The 19,252-nt window shown below is 26.5% G+C and carries 14 protein-coding genes; 11 read left to right on the top strand and 3 right to left on the bottom strand.

Annotation, left to right across the window (positions count from 1 at the left end; genetic code table 4):
• The 8 genes from JN03_RS03580 to JN03_RS02855 form a co-directional block, all read left to right on the top strand.
• On the top strand, positions 1-339 hold a 339-nt coding region (locus JN03_RS03580; protein ID WP_208317691.1), incomplete at its 5' end, for a hypothetical protein.
• A 362-nt stretch (positions 340-701) separates the two neighbouring features.
• The gene (locus tag JN03_RS09815; protein WP_134076702.1) at positions 702-2,303 is read left to right on the top strand and encodes a CTP synthase; all 1,602 of its coding nucleotides are present in this window, start codon (positions 702-704) and stop codon (positions 2,301-2,303) included.
• A 101-nt stretch (positions 2,304-2,404) separates the two neighbouring features.
• A complete protein-coding gene (locus JN03_RS09810) occupies positions 2,405-3,037 on the top strand; it encodes a restriction endonuclease subunit S (RefSeq protein WP_134076701.1) in 633 nt (210 codons plus the stop codon).
• Positions 3,038-3,054: 17 nt separating this feature from the next.
• On the top strand, positions 3,055-5,736 hold the full coding sequence (ileS, locus tag JN03_RS09805; protein ID WP_134076700.1) for an isoleucine--tRNA ligase: 2,682 nt from the start codon (positions 3,055-3,057) through the stop codon (positions 5,734-5,736).
• Complete coding sequence (locus tag JN03_RS09800) at positions 5,726-6,439, top strand: signal peptidase II (RefSeq protein WP_134076699.1); 714 nt, start codon at positions 5,726-5,728, stop codon at positions 6,437-6,439. The genes ileS and JN03_RS09800 overlap by 11 nt, the downstream gene beginning before the upstream one ends.
• A 336-nt stretch (positions 6,440-6,775) precedes the next feature.
• Positions 6,776-8,803 (top strand): transglutaminase domain-containing protein, encoded by a 2,028-nt coding sequence (locus JN03_RS09795; RefSeq protein WP_134076698.1) that lies wholly within the window; start codon positions 6,776-6,778, stop codon positions 8,801-8,803.
• Between the two features lie 120 nt (positions 8,804-8,923).
• On the top strand, positions 8,924-11,935 hold the full coding sequence (gene dnaE / locus JN03_RS02860) for a DNA polymerase III subunit alpha (protein ID WP_134076697.1): 3,012 nt from the start codon (positions 8,924-8,926) through the stop codon (positions 11,933-11,935).
• Positions 11,928-12,821 (top strand): 5'-3' exonuclease, encoded by an 894-nt coding sequence (locus tag JN03_RS02855; RefSeq protein WP_036440073.1) that lies wholly within the window; start codon positions 11,928-11,930, stop codon positions 12,819-12,821. The genes dnaE and JN03_RS02855 overlap by 8 nt, the downstream gene beginning before the upstream one ends.
• An 86-nt stretch (positions 12,822-12,907) precedes the next feature.
• On the opposite strand, the gene JN03_RS09790 is transcribed toward JN03_RS02855, so the two are convergent.
• Positions 12,908-16,051: a type I restriction endonuclease subunit R gene (locus JN03_RS09790; RefSeq protein WP_134076696.1), complete on the bottom strand. Its 3,144-nt coding sequence runs from the start codon at positions 16,049-16,051 to the stop codon at positions 12,908-12,910.
• A 1-nt stretch (position 16,052) separates the two neighbouring features.
• On the bottom strand, positions 16,053-16,319 hold the full coding sequence (locus tag JN03_RS02845; protein ID WP_036443637.1) for a hypothetical protein: 267 nt from the start codon (positions 16,317-16,319) through the stop codon (positions 16,053-16,055).
• A 178-nt stretch (positions 16,320-16,497) separates the two neighbouring features.
• Here JN03_RS02845 and JN03_RS02840 point away from each other — a divergent pair, with 178 nt between their 5' ends.
• From JN03_RS02840 to JN03_RS02830, 3 genes are read left to right on the top strand one after another with little or no spacing between them, the layout of a single operon-like run.
• On the top strand, positions 16,498-17,124 hold the full coding sequence (locus JN03_RS02840) for a restriction endonuclease subunit S (RefSeq protein WP_134076695.1): 627 nt from the start codon (positions 16,498-16,500) through the stop codon (positions 17,122-17,124).
• Positions 17,125-17,154: 30 nt separating this feature from the next.
• The gene (locus JN03_RS09785; RefSeq protein ID WP_134076694.1) at positions 17,155-17,787 is read left to right on the top strand and encodes a restriction endonuclease subunit S; all 633 of its coding nucleotides are present in this window, start codon (positions 17,155-17,157) and stop codon (positions 17,785-17,787) included.
• 35 nt (positions 17,788-17,822) lie between these two features.
• Complete coding sequence (locus JN03_RS02830) at positions 17,823-18,623, top strand: tyrosine-type recombinase/integrase (RefSeq protein ID WP_036443631.1); 801 nt, start codon at positions 17,823-17,825, stop codon at positions 18,621-18,623.
• Between the two features lie 3 nt (positions 18,624-18,626).
• On the opposite strand, the gene JN03_RS03550 is transcribed toward JN03_RS02830, so the two are convergent.
• Positions 18,627-19,252, bottom strand: a 626-nt coding sequence (locus JN03_RS03550) for a restriction endonuclease subunit S domain-containing protein (RefSeq protein WP_166666769.1), incomplete at its 5' end; no start/stop codon positions are given.

Raw genomic sequence — 19,252 nt, 5'->3', positions numbered from 1 at the left:
GCATCAAATTATCTTCACTTTATAAGTTCTAATCAAATGGAAAAGATTGATTTATCAAATACAAAATTGAAAAAACTAGCTGCTTATGTATTTCCGTTTATGCCAAAATTAAATGAAATAATATTTCCTGCAACACTACAAGAAGTAGGTAAATTTATTACTTACACTAGTTCACAAAACGACGGTATAATAATTGATCATTTAATCAATATTAAAATAAAAACCATCACCGAAAAACCACAAGGTTGAAGTGATGAGTGAATAGGCAAATATTGAGATGCTTCGCATCAAAATGGTACCGAAACTTCAAAAGTTAATATTCAATGAAATGATCAATAAAAAACTTATTGGCAAAAAAAGAAAGATAGTGGTAAGAATCATTATCTTTTTTTGTTTTTTAAGAAGATTTTTATATGCTTTTTTTATTTCAAATTATAAAAAAACAAAAAAATAAAAAGTGTCTTCTTAGTTATTTGTTGTGATTATAAATATTGCATTTCTCTCTATAACATAAGAGGAATTCAATTCATTATCCATTAATTAAATGTATCAAAGAAATTCAAGAATAAATATTCCTCTTTTTTTCTTTAATAATTAAGACAAAAATCTATTTTTTAATTTTATGTTCTTTTAAAATTAATAATATAAAATTAATTAAATACTTTTACGATTAGTAAATAACTGGGTTAAAAGGATATTATATGAAAACAAAATATATTTTTGTAACAGGCGGCGTGGTAAGCGGATTGGGCAAAGGCGTATGTGCAGCATCTGTTGGAAATTTATTAAAAAATTGTGGTTACAATATTTTTTCAATGAAACTTGATCCTTATTTAAATACTATACCAGGACTACTTTCACCAATAGAACATGGTGAAGTTTATATCACAAATGATGGAACTGAAACAGATTTAGATTTAGGATATTATGAAAGATTTATTGGAAGGAATTTAACTTGTGATTCTTCAATTACATCAGGTAAAATTTACCAAAAGTTATATCAAAAAGAAACTAGTGATAGTTTCGATGGAAAAACTTTACAAGTTATTCCAAGTTTCACTAATGAAATTCAAGAAATCATTTTAAGCATCGAACAAAAATATAAACCTGATTTTGCTATTATTGAAATCGGTGGAACTGTTGGGGATTTAGAAAGTAATCCATTCTTTTATACTATTGCACAGCTTAGTTATTTGTATCCTAAAAACATTTTAGTAATTCATAATTCATATCTTCCTTTTTTGGAAATGACCAAAGATTATAAAACTAAACCTACACAACATTCAATATCAACCTTGCGTAGTTTGGGTATTAATCCTGGAATGGTTTTTTTGAGATCACATAAAGCTATCAAAAAAACTATTGCCCAAAAACTTTCAAAGATTTTATTTATTGATTCTAAAAATATTATCAACATTCCTGATTTTGACAATATCTACAAAATTCCTTTATTTTTAGAAAATAAAAAAATTCTTGATGTTATTGCTAAATACTTTAATTTAAAGAAAATGGTACCAAAACTTGACAAATGAAAAGCATTTGTTGAAAAATTGGAACAAAAAAAAGATATCACTTTAAATATTGCAATGTGCGGTAAATTCGCTAGTTTTATAGATTCTTATAAATCAGTTAAAGAAGCACTTGAAATTAATGCTGCTTATTTGAATGTTAAAATCAATTTAAACTGAATTGATTTAATGTCAACTACTCAACAACAAGTAAAAGAAAAACTTGGCATTGCTCATGGTATTCTATTACTTCCTTCAAATAAAAATGACACTTGAGATTTAGAATTATTTATTGCAGAACACGCTATTTCAAATAACATTCCTATTCTAGGAATAGACCGTGGGATGTTAGCGATTACATACAACCAAATTGCAAAACAAAATTCAAATATCATTTCAAAAGAAATATATAAAACTGAAATGGAAAAAGAAAAAGAAGTAATTGACATTAAAGTCAAAAACTTTAATGAAAATGAATTTTCTTTAAGAATTGGTGAAAGAAAAATAAATGTTATTTCTAATACCAAGGCTCACAAAATTTATGGTGAAAACCAAATTTCAGAAAGACATAAACACAAATATTGCATTTTGTATGAAAATGTAAAAAAATATGAAAATCAAGAATTCAAAGTAAGCGGTCTATCTGAAAACAAAAACATTGTTGAAATTGTAGAAAATCCATCTCACAAATTCTGCATTGGTGTTCAATTTCTTCCACAATTTCAAGTTAAACCACTTGACTGTGGAAAACTTTTCAAAGAATTTTTACTTGCCTCAAAAGGAGACAAAAAATAATGTTTGAACAAAATACAAACACTGATGATTATAAACAAGCGTGAGGCAAAAGTAAAGTGAAAAATTCTTTACATTTCAGGTTTTTAGGAGGCAAGTAAAATATGCCTGAAAATAAGACAAAACCCGAAATTCGCTTCAAAGGATTCACTTACGCTTGGGAACTGTCCGCTTTGGGGGATTTAGGAACCACATTTACAGGGTTATCCGGCAAGAAAAAAGATGATTTTGGTAAAGGTGATGCCCATTTTATTCCATATTTAAATGTTTTTAATAACCCAATAATTGATCCATCATTTGTCGAATCAATAGAAATAGATAACTCACAAAATGAGGTTAAATATGGTGATATATTCTTCACTACCTCTTCAGAAACGCCAGATGAAGTTGGAATGTCTTCAGTTTGATTAAGTGGTTTAAAAAATATTTATCTAAATTCATTTTGCTTTGGATATAGGCTTAATTTTCTTGAAAATTATGACTTGAATTATCTTGCATATAACTTTAGATCTAATTCATTTAGAAATCATATGATCCTATTAGCACAAGGAATATCAAGATTTAATATCTCAAAAACAAGGGCAATGGATATAAAAATAAGTATTCCTACACTTAAAGAACAACAAAAAATAGGAAATTTCTTCAAAAATTTAGACAAAATCATAGACCTTCATCAGTGTAAGTGTGAAAAACTTCAGACCATCAAAAAATCACTTTTAGGAAAAATGTTTTGTTAAGAAAAGGAGACTAAATAATGTCTGAACAAAATTCTAATAATAAAGATTACAAAGAGACGCTTTTAATTCCTCAAACGGAATTTTCAATGAAAGCAAACCTACAACAAAAGCAAGAAGAATATCAAAAATTTTGAGAAGAAATTGATTTATATCAAGTTCTTTTAGCACGCAATAAAAACAATAAATCTTTTGTTTTACATGATGGTCCACCTTATGCTAATGGTGATATTCATGTAGGTCATGCTTTAAATAAAATTCTAAAAGACATTATTGTGCGTTTTAAAACAATGCAAGGTTATTATTCTCCTTATGTTCCTGGCTGAGATACACATGGTCTTCCTATAGAACACAAGATGTTGCAAAATGCTAAGAAAGAAGCAAAAGATTATTCAACTCTTGATCTTAGAAAAGCAGCAAAAGAATATGCCCTTCAACAAGTTGAAAGACAAACTGAACAATTCAAAAGACTTTCAATGCTATGCGATTTTAAAGAAAGATATGTAACTCTTGATAAATCGATAGAAACCGCCCAGTTAAAACTTTTCAAAAAAATGGTTAATGATAAATTAATTTATCGTGATTTAAAACCTGTTTATTGAAGTCCATCTTCTCAAACTGCACTTGCAGAAGCAGAAGTCGAATATCAAGAACATATTTCGCCCTCTATTATTGTTGCTTTTGAAATTAATAATTGAAACAAATATTTATCAAAAGGTGATTATATTTTAATTTGAACCACTACACCTTGAACACTTATTGCTAATGCTGCTGCTGCAGTTAGTGAAAAAATTGAATATGCTATTGTTTTAGTAGATGGTAAAAAATATGTACTTGCATCTGATTTACTTACTCAAACTGCACTTGCTTGTGGTTGAGAAAAATATGAATTGTTACAAAAAATAAGTGCTAAAGATTTAATTAATATAACTTATACTAGCCCATTAAATAAAAATGTATGTCCTGTAGTTTATGGACATCATGTTACATTAGATGCTGGTACTGGTATAGTTCATATTGCTCCTTTATTTGGTGAAGATGACTTTATTATTGGCAATAAATACGATCTAAATAAAATAATGCATATTGAAGATAATGGGTATATTAACAAACTTGGTGGAGAATATCGTGATTTATTTTATAATGATGCTAATCCTAAAATAGGTCAATATCTAAAAGATAAAGGGCTTTTACTTTCATTTAAAAGAATTAAACACCAATATCCACATGATTGAAGAACACACCTGCCAATTATGTATCGTGCTACACCTCAATGATTTGTTTCACTTGCTCCAATAAAAGAACAACTGAAAAAAGCTATTGCAAGTATTGAGACATTTTCAGATTGAAGAAAGAAAAGACTTTCTTTAATGCTAGAAAATCGTGAAAGCTGATGTATTTCACGTCAAAGAAAATGAGGTGTTCCTATTATTATTTTCTATGATGAAAATAAAAATCCAGTAATTGAAAATGAAATTTTTGATTATGTAATTGATTTAGTGGAAAAAAATGGTTCTGATATATGATATGAAAAATCAGTTGATGAACTTTTACCTAAAAAATGAAGAGGCAAAAATTTCACCAAGGAACTTGACATTATGGATGTTTGATTTGACTCAGGTTCTACTTCAATTAGTCTAACTCCTGGCGGTCTTGCTGCACCTTTTGATATGTATCTAGAAGGGAGTGACCAATTCCGTGGTTGATTTAATAGTTCAATAATTAATTCGGTTGCTTGAAGAAAAAAAGCTCCATTTAAATATTTACTTTCTCATGGCTTTACCTTGGATGGTAAAGGCAACAAGATGTCTAAATCAAAAGGTAATGTTGTAGATCCGCTAGAAATTATTGCTAAATATGGTTCTGATATATTAAGACTTTGAGTTGCTAATTCAGAATATTCAAATGATGTTTCTATTGATGATAAAATCATCCAACAAAATATTGAAATATACCGTAAAATCAGAAACACAGTTAAATTTATGCTTGGAGGGCTTGCTAACTACAAACACAAGAAAATTACACTTTCTTCAATTCACGCCCTTCAACACGAAAGAATATTACGTCTTGAAAATGAACTATTAAAAAACTATGAAGAATATAAATTCATTAATGTTATTAAACTAGTTAATAATTTCATCATTGATTTTAGCAGTTATTACATTTCTATAACCAAAGACATTCTTTATTTAAATAAAGAAAATGATTTAGAACGTAAGCAAGTTCAATTCATTTTCCACACCTTAATTAGTGTTTTATTAAAAGCACTTGCTCCAATACTTCCTATAACATGTGAAGAAATATATCAATATTTCGACACTCCTAGAAAATTGCAATCAGTTCATATGCTGAGTTTTTTAAAGAAAAACACTATTAATAGCAATTTAGAAGAAGAATGAAAAGAATTTTTCGAAATCAAAGATATAATCTATAAACTTATTGAAGATGAAATCAAAGCTCAAAATATCAAAAGACAAAATGAAGCTGAAATATTTATTAAATCAAATTCGCCTTTCATAAAATCAATTGATCTTGTTAAACTTTTAATGGTGGCCAAAGTAAATTATTCAGATAAATTCTTTGCCCAAAAACTTGAAGGTTCACACAAGTGTTTGAGATGCTGAAATCATTTTGAAGAAAAAGATTTTGATTTTGAAAAAGAAATTTGCAGCCGTTGTAAAGAGGTTATAAATGGAAAATAGTACTTGAGAACAAAAGAAAAAAGTTCCTAAAATATTCACCAAAGAATATTGAAAAAACTATAACTGAAAATTAATGTTAATTAATTTAGCAATTTATATAGTTTCGTATATTGCATTTCTTCTTGCTGATTTATTAACCAAAAAAAATATTTTCCAATGAAACCTTGATGGTTCTGACGGCACGAATCTAATTCATTATAAGAACGGATTTTATGGAACAAGATCAGTATTACACCGTGGGACTACACTAGAACTTGGACTTGGGATGGTGGGCCTTCACATCGTAAGTATTTTCATAATGCTCATCACTTTAGTGGGAATTGTATTCATTCAAGCTAAAAATTATAGTTATTTAATCTCAGCTCTAGCAGCCATTTCTGCAGGTGCAACTGGTAATATGGTAGACAGATTTTTATATGGTGGAGTTAGAGATGTGTTCTTCTTTTCTTGATCAGATACAGGTACTTTTAATATAGCGGATGGATGCCTTTTATTTGGTGCCATACACTTTGTAGTGGGTGTAATTACTATATTTACAATTGATTATTTGCGTGAACAAAAACGTCAAAAATTTGAAGAAAAAACACGTGAACTTGAAGAAAGTGAAAATGACAACACAACAACACCAAATACCGAAGACACGCACACAGAGGATAAAAACCCCCAAATATTGGACACTAAACAAACACCAAATGATAAGTAAGCTCCAAAAGAAGATAATTTAAATTAATCAAAGCAAAAAAATAAGAGCAAAAAAATGCCCTTGTTTTTTTTATATTTTATTAAAATAAAATAAATTTTTTTATGTTCAAATTTTTGATTTTCATTTTTACAAAATTAAACATTTTTCTATAAAAAAATAAATTTTTTTAGTCTTAAATTTTTGCTAAAATCACATTAAATTTAGACGCTTCAAGTTTCAAATTTATGTTCAAAAAAAATTACTCCTATATAATTTATATGTGTTTATTTTTTGATGAGATAAAAAATTTTTGTCAAAAAATATGGTGTTTCACAAAATAATAGTGCAAGGAGAAAAATGCAAAAAAGCAAAAAAATAATGATCCTACTTGGTTCAATTTCACCAATAATAGGACTTCCATTATTTTCTGTTTCTTGTAAAGATAAATCATTAGAAAGCACTTTGAAAAGTGCAATCGCAGTGGTTGAAGATAAAAACAAATTAGCATCTGATGTTAAAGTTGATGATGTAAAAATAACTTTGAATAGTAAAGACTTTGAAGTAATTGAAAAATCTATTACTGTAAAAAATACTGATAAAACAATACTTATAGTTAAATTTAAGATTATCAATGCATTAAATAATAAGACTTCTGATTTTAAAACTATTGAAATTTCTGGTTTTAAAAACCCTAATGCTAGTGGGGAAGGTAACGGCAATCAAGGTGGAGAACAACCTGGTGGTGGTAGCCAAGGCGGTGGAAGTGGTCAAGGAGAGCAACCAGGAGGAGGAACACAACCTTCTCAATCTGCTGAAAACTATACATATGCTGAATTATGAAATGATGTAAATAAAGATAAGAGTATGTACAAATTATCTTCAATGAGTAAAATTAAATTTGAAGATGTTGATACTAGTGGGTTAAGTCATTCATATGATAGAAAAGTAAAACTTTCAGATTTCAAACCTAATAAAATTACACAAGAACAATTAGAAGATTGATACAACAAAACCTTTGGTAATTTCTATGAAGACATTGAAAAAATGTATCTTTACAAGGCTTATGCTGAAGGACCTAAACTGGCAAGTTTATTAACTGCTTATGGTGCGAATGCTGATTATTTCAAAAATCATTATGACAATGTTATTAGAGAACTAGAAGACACTATGGAACCTTATAATGAAGAGTTCAAAGAACTTCTTACTAGATTAACTAATGAAGGTATGTCTTCAGAGGCATTCAACACTCTAACTGGCAAAGTTGATCTTCAAGCCAAAATTTGAGAAAAACTATTTAAAGATCAAACTGAAAAACAAAATAATATTTTGTCGCGTCTAGCAAAACTTACAGTAGATCCTGAACACAAGTATTTCAAAGATGAAAAAACTAAAAAAGAAAAACTTGCTAAATTAAAAATAAATCAAACTTTAACTGACACTAAATTAAACAAAGTTAGAGAAATTTTTAGAGATCATAAAGCAGAAGAATTTACTATTGAAGTTCCTTCGATATATGGAGAAGATTTCCAATATACTTCTAATGTACCTAAATGATTAAAGGATCACTTATCTGAAAATAGTATCAAATATACACCTGATCCAAAATATACAGAACAACAATTTTATCAAGATTTCTTTTTATCATCAGTGTTTGAAATTGAACTTGCACGCCAATTATATAACACTCTTGGAGAAGGATATTATGTTGATTTAACTACCTTGGGTGAATGAGAATTGAATTTAGATACACCTGGTAAAGTTTTACTAAATGTTAAAACTCAACAATGAAGAACTTCAATGGAAAATCAAAAAAAATTAAATGATTTTGTTGTTGAAACTTTAAATAATATTATTGATGATCGTTGAGATGATCAAACTAAAGTTGAAGCTATTAGAAGTTATCTTCTATATAAACTATATTATGCAACAGATGAAGAAATTGAAGCAGCACAAAAAAATAATAGTTTTAATAATAGTATGGGACTTTCATTTGCAGACCCTTATAACCTTATGGTAGGTGGATCAGTGGTTTGCGATGGATATTCGCGTACATTTGCACTCTTTATGTACTACCTTGGAATTAGCACAAGATATATGGGCGGTATTGGCTTTATGGGCGAAATTTCAGAAGGTGAAGAAGGCGAAGATGACAGCTCTATAGCTCATGCTTGAAATGAAGTTTGACTTGAAAAAAATGGTAAAGGTGCTTGATATCCACTTGATTTAACTTGAGATGATGGTCAAGAAGCTGGCAAAGATTCATTTGACTTTTCTTATGATTTCTATTTACAAAGTAAGGTTAATGGCGTTGATTTTGCTAAATCTCATAGAATAGATCCAGTTTTAAAACAATTCTATATCAAACGTCCTACTCCTTTAAAATAGTACATTTCAAAATCAGAGTTTTGGCTCTGATTTTTTTGTTTTTTAGAACACATTGGCCTTAGATTTAATTTGTTTCTTAATAATTAACAATAAAATTATTTTAAAAATATAATTATAAATATGAAATTAATTAATGGACATTTGAATACTATTTTTTCTTTTATGGAAAGCGCTATCCAACCGGATGAGTTTTTGAAATTATTGAAAAATAGTGAGAATAAATATTTTGCAGTTACTGAACATAACAATTTTTTTAGTTATGCTTTTTTCTTAAAAAAAGCAAAAGAATTAAGCCTTAAACCAATTTTTGGAATTGATTTAGATTTAGAATATGAAGATGCAAGCTATAGATTTATTTTATATCCTAAAAATAAAAATGGCTTAATTGAACTATTTTTGCTTTCTAAAAGAAAACTAAGTGGTGAAATAATTTTACTTGATGAAGTTTTACAAATGGGTGGTGTTTATATAATAGATCACCCACTTTATGGACTTTATTCAATTCAAAAGCAAGAAATTATTCATAATGATTATTATTTTTCTTTTTCTTATGAAAATATAGCAAGTAATGAAGAATTCATTTTCAAAAAATTAAACAAATGTCTTTTAATTAATCACAATATCATCTTAGATACTTGAGATAATTCCATTATTAATGTTTTAAAAAATATTGAAAATAAACAAGTTCAAGAAACTAAGAATTTCTATGAAATTCTACAACTTGATATTGATTGCCAAAACAATTTAGAAAATCAACTAATTTCACTAACTAACGCATTTTTAGAAAAATGCTATATTGAAGGCATTGAAAATATACCTGATCAATTTGAAATACCTCACTTTGAAAATGGTGAAAACTTAGATTCAATTAATTATTTGAAGACCATTCTTATAAAAGGTATTAAGAATAAATTTAATAAAGAAACTTGAACTACTGAGTATCAAAAAAGACTTTCTTATGAAATTGAAATAGTTGAAAAACTAAAATTTGCTGATTATTTTTTAATTGTGCAAGATTTTGTTAATTTTGCAAAGCAAAATCAAATTGGTATTGGTCCGGGTCGGGGTTCTGCTGCAGGATCTTTAATTTGTTATTTATTAAATATAACAGAAATTGATCCGCTTAAATATGGTTTAATTTTTGAAAGATTTTTAAATCCTAACCGTAAAAATATGCCTGATATTGATATAGACATTCAAGATAATAGACGTTCAGAAGTTATTGAATATATTATCAATAAATATGGTGAAGATAAAGTTGCAACAATTGTCACTTTTTCTACTCTCGGCAAAAAAAGTGCAATTAGAGATGTTCTTAGATCTCATAACATTTTGCCACTTGATATTAATGAAATTTCTAAATCAATAGCAAGTGATTCGGAAAAGACGTTGCTTGAAGAATTTGAACATAATGAAACTTTAAAAAATAAATTAATTCAATTAAATCGTAATGACCATAATTTTGCTTCTGAAATTATTGAAGAAGCCAACAAAATTGATGGATTTTATCGTCAAACTGGAACACATGCCGCTGGAATTGTTATAGGAAACAAAAATCTAAATGAAATTATTCCAACTTATATTGTAGAAAAAAAATATAATCAAAGTCAAATCAGTATGGAATATTTAGAAGACTTTGGACTTTTAAAAATTGACCTACTTGGACTAAAAACATTAGCCACTATAAGAGAAATTGTTGAAAAAATAAACATAACTCACCCAGATTTTTCATTAGATAAAATTAACTACAATGACAAAAAAACTTTTGAATTACTTTCGCAAGGAAATACATTAGGAGTATTTCAACTTGAAAGTTATGGAATGATTAAAGCTATTAAAAAAATTCAGGTCAATAGTTTTAATGATATTGTTGCAACTATTTCTTTATTTAGACCGGGGCCAATGGATAATATCAGTGAATATGCAAGTAGAAAATCTGGTAAAAAAGAAATTGTTAAGGTGAATGACACTTATGATCAAATCTTAAAATCAACTTATGGAATTATTATTTACCAAGAACAAATAATGCAAATATTTCAACTTGTTGCTAACAAAAGTTTTGCAGAAGCTGACCAAATTAGGAGAATAATTTCCAAAAAACAACATACTGAAGTTGCAAAACTCAAAGATGATTTTATAGAATGTGCTACAAAAAATAATTATTCAAAAAAAATAGCCACTCAGATTTATGAAAACATAGAAAAATTTGCTGACTATGGATTTAATAAATCACATGCTGTATCTTATGCTACAGTTGCTTATCAAATGGCTTATTTAAAAGCTAATTATCCTTTAGAATTTTATGCTTCTATTATTTCAAGTGCACACGGCGCTCATGAAACTATTTCAAAATATGTAGCAGAAGCAAGTAATATGGGGATTAAAGTTAATTCACCTGAAATTAATATTTCTGATGAAAATGTTGTTATTTATAACAATCAAATTTATTTACCCTTAACCCAAATTAAAGGGTTAGGTCCTGAAACTATCAAAGCTATTACCAAAAATAGAGCAGAAATTGGACCTTATAAAAACTTTGAACATTTTGTGTTTTCAATTTTTACTATCAATGGTGTTGGTGCTTCTACAATTGAACTTTTAATAAAAGCATCTGCGCTTAGAAATTTTGGGCATAATCAAGAAACCTTACTTTATGAACTTTATCAAGGAAATCCAGATGTTAGAAGTGATTTATTAATTAAAGTTCAAAGTTTTAAAAATGAAATGCAAAGGTATTTCGACCAAAAACTTTGGAAAGGTTATGAACCTGCAGAAATCAAGAAAATTGATGTTAAAAAAGAAAGTGAAAATGAAACTAATTTATTAGGCGGAATTTATAACTTTCATTTAACCAAAAAATATGAAGTTGAAGGGCAAAGATTAATTGATTTGCATTTCAATAATGAATATATAATTTACTTTTTCTGTAATCGTGCAGTGCAAAGAAATGGTAACTATGGAATTTATTATTGAATAGATATTCAAGATTCATCACAAAAAATTAATTTTAATGTTTATAACAATAAATCTGACCTTCGTCCTATGCAAGGCAAAATCATAAAAGCAAAACTAATAAAAAAAATAAATGGATATATTCTTAGAGATTGGAAAATAATTGAAGACAATGAATAAAAATAAAATATTAATAATTGATGGAACTTTTTTAGCTTATAAAGCATTTTATGCTACTTTATATAATTCACCTATTCAACTAGCTAATTCAGAAGGCAAAGACACTAATGAAATAGTAGCTTTTTTTAATACTTTAATAGCGCTATTAAAATTCCACAAACCAAGTCATTTATTCATTGCCTTTGATTCAGAAATCAAGACATTTCGCCATGAAATGTTTCAAGAATATAAAAGCACACGGAAAAAAGCACCATCTACTTTTTATAATCAATTAAATGTCATTAAAAAGCTTTTAACTTATTTAAATATAAAGAACTTGTTTGTTAATGGTTATGAAGCTGATGATATTATTGCAAAAGTTACAAAACTTTTCCAAGACAAAAGTCAAATCTTAATTTATTCAGGCGATCAAGATTTAAATCAATTAATTTCTGATAATGTTTCAATTATCAAGAAAATTAAAAGTCAAAACGTAATTATTAATAATTACAATTTTGATAATTACTATGAATACTTACCTTCACAAGTAGTTGATTACAAAGCAATTGTGGGAGATAGCAGTGATAATTTTAAAGGTATTCCGGGACTGGGATGTAAAACTGCAATAAGCTTACTTCAAGAATTTGATTCACTTGAAGAAATGTATGATCATATTGAAGAAATTGAAAGTAAATCAGTTAGAGAAAAACTTATAAAATATAAAGATAAAGCGTTATTTGACAGATTTTTAGCCATCTTAAACACTAATTTTGAAATAGATATTACTTCACTTGATGACATTAGTATTTCTCACATCAATTTAACAGATAAAGCAATAAATATCTTAAAAGAATTTGAACTTCAACAAATAAAAGATAAACTTGAATCATTAATCACAAGTGATTAATTTTATGTTCTTAAATAAAAAAACAATGAATTTAGGTTCATTGGATTTTTGATAAAAAGCGAACTTTGAAATATGAATTTTTTATTTTAAGCGTACATATATTCGGCTTGTTTAATAACGTTTAATATAGCTAAGTCAGTATATTCAGGTGGATAATTGTATTTTTTTAAACATTCTTTAATTTTGTTACGCATTTTAGCTCTAGTTGCTTCTTTATTAGCCCAGTCAGTTAATGCATATTTTTCAACAACATCTTTTAATTCTTTTACTATCAATTTTAAAGTTTCATCGCTCAATAATCTATCAAGTGGTTTATAAACTAGTGCATCATAAAATGCTTTTTCTCTACCAAATATACCAAGTTTATTAGCTTGTTTTTCATCAAATACTATTTCATTGGCAAAATTAACTAAATCTATAATTGTGGCATCTGGTGTAAAACTAGCATCTCTATCATTATATTTTTCTAAGATTCTTATTAATTTCTTAGAATATTCTTGTGATTTAATGTAATTATTTCTTCTGGATTCAGAAATTGATTTTTCAAGTAGTTTTTTAGCTATTTCAACAAATATATGAGGAGGATTTTTCTTTCTTAATTCTTCTATTTTTTCTTTGTTTAATAATTCAATTAAATTAATTGAACCATCTTTATTGATTGAAATGTCTTTTTTAATTGAATCACCTTTGTAGCTAGTTAATACTTTTACTTCATCACCTTTTATTGCATCAGCTAATAAATTAGATACATATTCATTCATATCTTTTGTTGAAACAATAGTTGTCTTATTGCGAAGTCTTAAAATATAACTTCTTATCGCTAAATAATATAATGCATTATTTTTTTCATCAGAAGTTAAAGTACCAGCACAAACAATAAATGCTTGTTTAACTGCTATTGATAAATCTTTAATAAATGTATCTTCGCATCTTTTTTTATCAGATAAAACAAATTCTGCACCTTTTTGTATTGCGCTAAATTTAGTTAATGCATCTTTGCTATAAAACTTTTCTTTTTCTTTAACGTTGCTAAATAAGTTATTAAGAGCATTCAATTTGTCTTTTAAAATAGTATAGATTTCTTTTTTAACATCTTGAAGATTTTGGGTTCTATCTTGGTCTCTATCGGTATATTCGGTCAAAGCATCATCTAATGCCTTATTTAATCCAATATAATCAACAATTAAACCATATTCTTTGCCCGAATATACTCTATTAACACGAGCTATAGCTTGCATTAGATTATGAGATTTTAATCTTTTAATGAAATACATTACATCAAGATCCGGAACATCAAATCCTGTTAATCACATATCGCAAACAATTGCAATTTTGTATTTAGATGTTTCTTTTTTAAATTCGTTCCCTAGCTCTTTTCTATAATCGCTATTGCCAAATAATTTTCTTTGTTCATCTGAATCTTTGTTAGATTCAGTAACAACTAAAATAGTAGTTTCTTTATATTCGGGTCTTTGTTTTAATATTTCATGATAAAGTTTAGCAGCTGCATTTCTGGTTTGACATATAATCATAGCTTTACCGTTTAAAAAGCCTTTTCTGCCTTCATAATGTTCTAAGATGTCAGTGGCAAAAAGTTTTATCATATCATCATCTTCTAAGATAATCTTTATCTTAGACATTTCAGCTTTAGAACGTTCAATTGAATTACTATCTGATTTTGCAGTGTTTTCTAAATTATTATAATATTCATCTATTTGCTTCAAAACTTTTTCATCAGTTCATACTTTTGCAAGTCTTGATTCATAACATAATTTTACAGTTGAACCATCTATAACTGATTGAGTGATATCATAAGTATCAACAATATCACCAAATATATCAGTAGTTTGCTTATCTTTGTTTGAAACAGGTGTACCAGTAAAACCTATAAATGTAGCATTAGGAAGTGCATCTCTTATATATTTTTCTACACCATATTTAAATACAGCCTCTAATTCATCAGTTTCATCATTTCTTTCGTAACGAACTGTTTCATAAATTCCGTAATGACCCCTATGTGCTTCATCAGTCATTACGATAATATTACTTCTTTCATTTTTTGGTAAATTTTCTTTATCAAATTTACCGACGGTGGTTAAAATAATTCCACCCTGTTTAATACTGTTTAGTTTTTTGACTAAATCAGCTCTTGAATTAACTTCAATAGGTTCACATTTTAAATAATTTTTAGCACTAAAAAACGTTTTATATAATTGATTATCTAAATCAATTCTATCAGTTAATATTACAATAGTAGGAACACCTAATGATTTTTCCATTAATAATCTATGAGCTAGCATAACCATAGAAAATGATTTACCACTACCCTGGGCATGTCATACAATACCAGCTTTGCCGCCATTATTAGCTTTGACTGTTTTAATAATAGAAGAAAGTGCTTTATTTACACCAAAATATTGGTGATATTGAGCCATTATTTTAACTGATTTTTCATTTTTATCAATGATGAAGAAAATATTATTTTTGATTATATCTAATAATCTATTTTTATCGAATAGTCCTTCAAATAAAACATTAAGTTTAGTTACACAACTATCATCATAACCTTTTTCGCCACTTATGCTTTTTCATTCATTATATCTATCTATTTTAGAAGTGAGTGTACCTACTTTGGCATGAACACCATCAGATATAACTAAAAATGCATTGTAATTAAATAATGTTGGAATATCATAACGATAGCCATTATGTTCTGAATTTGAACCAAGTTGTGCATAAGCATGTTCTAAAGTAGCGTTTATTGCATCTTCATCGAATGATTTTAGTTCCATTACAATCAAAGGGAGCCCATTGATATATATGATTACATCTGGAATTCTGCTGCTTCTACCTTCGTTAAATTTAATTTGATGACATACTTGGAATACATTGTTTTCGGGATTTATAAAATCAATAAATCTAATTAGTGGATTTACTTTAAAATCTTTTGATTCAATTGTTATACCATCAATTAAAATTTTATGAAAAGCAAAATTTCTTTCAAATAATGAAGGGTTATCTAATCTTTCGATTGTATTAATGGCAGATTGAATAACATTTTCATTGCTTATTTTATTGATTTTAATAAGACTTTCTCTTAATAGTTTTTTATTAATGAATTCATCAAGATTTCTTTTTGATATTCAATCATCATTTTTGTCTATTAATTCATAACCTTTATTTTGTAGCAAAGAAATTATGGTTTTTTCAATTTCTGATTCATATACCATATTATAATTCCTCCATTGATAGCAAACTTCCTGACTTAATATATTTAAAAACTAAGGCTGAATAATCAACAATATCATTAATAAGATTAGTGTTATTTAGATTAGAAAATACATTAACTTTTTCATCAAAAACTTTTAGGTAGTTAAAAAATGCATCTAATTTATATATTTCAGGACTGTAGTTAGATTCTCTTTTTGATTTTGTAGAATATTGTGATAATTTTTGGGCGGCATATGTATGTTTTAAATATTGTTTGTGAATAATCATATGTTCACCTTTTAAATAATTTACTTATTTAAATTATACTATCAGTTTTAAAAAGTCAATATTTTTGCTCATTTTAATGAGTAATTTTTGTTCCAGTTTTTTGATTTAATTTAAACATTTTATATTGCTTAATTTTTTTACATTTTAATTCAAAATTAATAGAACAATAGTTAACATTATGGGAACAATTGATGATTTGATTGAAAAAAAGCAAGTTGAATTTAATCAAAAAGTGAAATATTTGTTACTGTTATTTGATAAATTTGAAACCAAAAATGTTTCTGTTTTAGATAATGTTTTTAAAACATTTAGTGGTGGTATTTTTGAAAATAAATATTATGTTGATAGTTCAAAGCATAAACTTATAACAATAAAAAATGTAGATGATGATGGATTTAATACAAAAAATGTTTCATATCTTTCAAAAGAAAAGGCAAACAAGAAATACCTATTATCTATAGGTGAAATGGTTTTAACTATGACTGGAAATATTGGACGTACTGGTATTGTGGATGAAGATGAATGCTACTTAAATCAACGACTTCTTAAATTAAGAAGTCAATCAAGTAGTTACCTATTTGCATATTTGCAAAAGTATAAAAAAGAAATAATTCAATTAGGAAAAGGTACTGCTCAACTTAATTTATCATTAGATGATTTGAAGAAATTAAAAGTCTTCAATTCTTATGAAGAAATTGTCGCTTTTAAAAAATACGATTGAATATATAATTCTTTGTTAAATTGCAAATTAGTTATAAAAAAAGCAAAGCAAATAAAGAAAATTTTACTATCTAAATATTTCTAGTTAGTTAACACTATCGGAAGTGTGGATAATTTGATAGAAAATTATCAAGAAAGAATAAATAAAATTTGTTATATTTTATTTATTTCATTAAAAAAATATACAGAAAAAATATCAATTAAATATTATGAACCAAAAATAATTAAATCAGGAATCACTAAATTTGATAAAACAAAAATATATATTGACACTTCTAAAATTGAAGGTATAAATAATATGTCTAATGGCAACATCATAACTTTTAATAAAAGACCATCAAGAGCAAATATGCAGCCTATTAAAAATAGTGTTTGATTTGCAAAAATGAAAGAATCTAATAAAAAGTTAATAATAACAGAGAATGATTTTGATTTAATTAATGACTATATTCTTTCAACCGGTTATTTAGGTGTTGAAGCATCATCGAAAATTCCTCTTTCATTATTATTAGGTATTATTATATCTAGTGATTTTAATGAACAAAGAGATTTAAATTCAGTTGGAACCACAATGGCTGGTATCAATAATGAAACTTTTTTAAATATACTAGTTCCAAAATTAAGCGATGATGAAATTTTAAAGTATGATAAAAATTACCACTCATTTATTAATGAGTTATCTTTACTTAGAAAAAAAATAAATGAATTAAGGGTTATAAAATCTAAATTGTTAGAAAAATATTTTTAATATTTATTGATATCTTCAAAACAAAAGAGGTATCAATGAAAGATTTTAAAACATTTTTACTTCATCAAAATTTATCTAAAAATACAATTGAATCTTATCAATCAGCTGTAGATTTATATTTAAAAGATTTTGATGAAATTAGCAAACAGAACTTATTAGCTTTTAAAGCTGTTTTAGTTGATAAGTATAAGGGGAAAACAGTAAATTTAAGAATTCAAGGAATTAATAAATATCTTGAATTTATAGGAAAAGAAAAACTAAAACTCAAATTTATTAAAGTTCAACAGAAAAGTTTTCTTGAAAATGTTATTAGTGATGCAGATTATGAATTCTTTAAAAATAAACTTTTAAAAGAAGAAAATCACGAATGATATTTTGTTGTTAGATTTTTAGGTGCCACAGGCGCACGTGTATCTGAATTAATACAATTTAAATATGAACATTTAAAAAGAGGATATATCGATTTATATACTAAATCAGGAAAAATAAGAAGAATATTTATTCCTAAAAGATTGAGAATTAAAGCAATAGATTATTATGATTCTATCGGAAGAAGTGAAAGTTATTTATTTTTAAATAAAGATAAAAAGCAAATAACAACAAGAGGAATTGCACATCAATTAAAAGTTTTGGCAAAAAAATATAAAATGAATTTAAAGGTAATATATCCCCATTCATTTCGACACCGTTTTGCAAAAAACTTTTTAGACAAAAGAAAAGATATAGCATTATTAGCTGATTTAATGGGGCATGAATCAATAGAAACTACAAGAATATATCTTAGAAAGACTAGTGAAGAGCAACAATCAATTGTCGACAAAATTATAGATTGGTAAATATTAAAAATATTTATTAAGAAGATTATCTTTTATTTTGCTTAAAAAGTTAATCTTCTTTTTATTTTGCAATATTAAATTAAAATAGTTGTTTAGTACTTTTCTATCGTTGTTATCAACGTCAACATAAATAAGATAATTAATAGATTTTGAAGCATGAAGAATAGTTGTTCCTTTTGAGTGATTATTAATAATTTTTTTATTAATATCACTATTCATTTCAAAATATACTAATCCTTTGTCATTATTTGTACTTTTTAAATTATATATTCCTGATGAATAAGCGCCAACTAATCCTATGCTATTTCTTCCTGGCGAACCATCAAAAGCAACTAATATATCTTCAAATTTTGCAATTTTATCACTATCTTTTTCATCTATGTATGTATTACTCAACGATAATAAATCACCAACTCTTAGATAATTAATTAAACCTTTTTTATATATTTCAATATACTTTGATGATCCTACTTCAAATCCTTTTTCAAATTTAACAATTTTATTTAATGATTTTTTCTCATAACTATTATTAAATTGATTAATTTTACTGATACCTAAAGTCATTAATATTTCGTTTTGTTTGGTTAAATTTTCTATCAAATTATCCACACTTCCGATAGTGTTAACTA

Source organism: Metamycoplasma hyosynoviae (genome assembly GCF_004365165.1).
Lineage (GTDB): Bacteria > Bacillota_I > Bacilli_A > Mycoplasmatales > Metamycoplasmataceae > Metamycoplasma > Metamycoplasma hyosynoviae.
This window is presented reverse-complemented; position numbering and strand designations above follow the sequence as displayed.